At 58.5% G+C, this 2,025-nt stretch carries 1 protein-coding gene; it reads left to right on the top strand.

Annotation, left to right across the window (positions count from 1 at the left end; genetic code table 11):
* A partial coding sequence (locus AC4FAH_RS14755) for a putative bifunctional diguanylate cyclase/phosphodiesterase (RefSeq protein WP_490246333.1) occupies nt 1–1,800 on the top strand: 1,800 nt, incomplete at its 5' end.
* Nucleotides 1,801–2,025 lie beyond the last annotated feature (225 nt).

Here is a 2,025-nt window from a genome sequence, read left to right as displayed (position 1 = left end):
CCCGTTCACTCGCGCGAGATCAACAAGGTCATCGTGGAGCTGAACAAGCTGGGGGAGCGAATCTTCAACATGATGGAAGCGCTGCGTGATAACGAAGAGCGCTATCAACACTTCTATCGTGATACCCCCGCGTTGCTGCTGGTGATCGACGATAAGGGCACTGTGCAGGATGCCAGCGAGCAAATGCTGGAGGTGACCGGCTGGGCTCGTGAACATCTTGTCGGCATGCCCTTCCATGCTCTCATCAGCAGTCAGAATGGCAAGCACATCCATCGCATCAGCACGGCCTTGCGACTGGGCAATGCCTGCAACGATCTGGTGATGACATTGAACTGCCAACACCAGGAAGACCGTCAGGTTCAGGTGGTCATTCCCGCCGCCAATGGCAGCCAGGCCCGGGGCACGATGATGCTGCTGACGGACATCACCGAACTGACCAGGACCCAGCAACGGCTGTTGGAGCATGAGCTGATTGACCCCTTGACGCAGTTACCCAACCGGCTGTCGCTCAATCAGCATGTCCAGCAGTTGATCGCACGTGACGCTGTCTTTGGTTTGCTGCTGGTTAATATCGATCGATTCCACAGCATCAATCACCACCTGGGGCCGATGGACGGCGATCTTCTTTTGAAAGAGGTTGGCGCACGGCTCAAGGAGTGTGCCCCCGACTGGATCGCACGTACGGGTGGCGATGAATTCGTCATGACCTGTGATATCAATGACTTGCGCCCACTTGTCCACCGGATTCAAATCGCATTCTCCCATCCGCTGCTCAAGGCTGGCGAACCCATCCATCTCAGCCTGAGCATGGCGGGCCTGCAGGCACAGGCAGATGACGAGAGCCCCAGCCGCCTGATGCGTCTACTGGAACTTACCGTGGTGGACATCAAGCACGAGGGGGGCAATCAATACCGCACCTGCGTCCGCGATAGCGCGCTGGAAGACGGTGAGCCGCTGTTCCTGAAGGAGCGCATGATCCGCGAAGCCTTGACCATGGGCTGGTTCCGCCTTTATCTACAGCCCATCTTCCGGGCGGCCAGCGCGGACCTGGAGGCTCCGGAACTGCTCGGCGCGGAGGCACTGATCCGCCTTGAGCACCCTGATCTCGGCCTGGTGCCCCCCGATGAGTTCATTGCAGCGGCGGAAAAGACCGGACAGATCGTCGAGATCGGCAACTGGGTATTGGAAGAGGCTGCCGTCATTCTGTGCGAATGGCGACGGCTCGGCATCGAGGAGCGCTATCTGTCCGTCAATGCCTCCGTCATCCAGTTCAGGGATCAAGGTATTCTGCACCAGCTCGAGTCACTGCTCGAGCGCTACCCGATTCATCCCTCGCAGCTGGTGGTCGAGGTCACCGAGAACCTGATGCTCGACAGCAAAGACAGCCTGCGTTATCAACTGCAGGCCATACGCAGACTGGGCGTCAACCTCTCGCTGGATGATTTCGGGACAGGCTTCTCATGTCTCTCCTATCTGCATGATCTGCCTTTCGGCATCCTGAAGGTCGATCGCTCCTTCGTCATGAATGTCGAGACCAGTCGCCGCGACAGGGAGCTGGCGCGGGTCATCGTCGCGATGGGCCAATCACTCGGCATGCAGGTCGTTGTCGAGGGGGTCGAGGAGCGGGGGCAAGCCGAAATCTTCCAGGCCATGGGCGTCCACGCCTTCCAGGGCTATCTCTTCGGTCGCCCGATGCCGCAGCAGGCCTTCGAGACGCGCTTTCACGCCAACGCGGATGCGCGTGTCAGTCTGCTGAAAGCTGTCAGGAGCACACCAGGCACAGACAATGACCCGGGCTGATGCCACCTGACTGAGGCCCTCCATTGTGCGCAAGCCCGGCACGTGGCAGGCCCTTACCTGTCGTGAGACCCCGGGCAACATGACCAGACGCCTTTCCCTCCGGCGGCTGGTCTTTTCTTTTTCGCTGCTGGTAGGCAAACTCAACGCGCCTTCTTAATAACGCCATCGTCGAAAACTATGAGGATTTATTCTTTTAAAGAATAAAGAATAGAGGGTATGGTGGCT

The organism is Cobetia sp. (genome assembly GCF_983723665.1).
This window is presented reverse-complemented; position numbering and strand designations above follow the sequence as displayed.